This window comes from Mycobacterium sp. E3247 (assembly GCF_001667785.1).
Taxonomy (GTDB): domain Bacteria; phylum Actinomycetota; class Actinomycetes; order Mycobacteriales; family Mycobacteriaceae; genus Mycobacterium.
In genome coordinates this window covers 1-635 of record NZ_LZJG01000451.1, presented here as the reverse complement: position 1 = coordinate 635, position 635 = coordinate 1, and the positions used below count along the sequence as shown (strand labels likewise).

Annotated in this window: 1 protein-coding gene; it reads right to left on the bottom strand. The window is 63.8% G+C overall.

All coding sequences use genetic code 11. From position 1 onward, the window contains the following. The coding region (locus A9X04_RS32435) for a sensor domain-containing protein (RefSeq protein ID WP_067925216.1) at positions 1-602 on the bottom strand (602 nt) is incomplete at its 3' end. Positions 603-635 lie beyond the last annotated feature (33 nt).

Sequence of the window (635 nt, the reverse complement as noted above, 5' to 3'; positions counted from 1 at the left end):
TTGTCCAGAACTGTCGCGGTGGCCGGAGCGCCATTGCCGTATTGGCACACCTGCGCAGTGATGATCACATTGTTCTTCGCGCGCGCCACGTTGGCGCAGACCCAGCCGGTGATCTGCCCGTCCTCCAGTTCCGTTCCCGTCCACCGCACTCCCGTATCGGTCGCGTCGGTCTTCTGGAATCTCCATCGATATTTGCCGCTCAGGTGGATGACGGCATTGCTGCACGCATCGAGACGCTTGGCAAAAGCGTCGCCAAGCAACACCGTCGCTGCTTTGGAATCGACAACCGTCGCAACGGCTTGACGGACCGCATGCTCGTACGTGTCCTTGTCCTCTTTGTAGAGATTGCTCCGCCACGCGGTGTAAGCCACCCCCACCGAGTACGTGTCCGGCGCGATCAGCGGCTCGCACTGCGGGTTACCCTCGTCGACGAAGGCGGCCACGGGCGGGGAGGTCGCGCCGGGCGGAGGTTTGGACGCCCAGTTTAGTTTCGCACCGACAATCTCGTTAATCAGGTCTGGCGCCAAGATCAGCGAATCGATGGCGTCGGCGAGGGTGCGACCGAGGTGGCGTTGTGGCCGCCGCCCTGCCCGCCGCCACACCCAACCGCCAACGCGACCACTACAGCCCCGAGC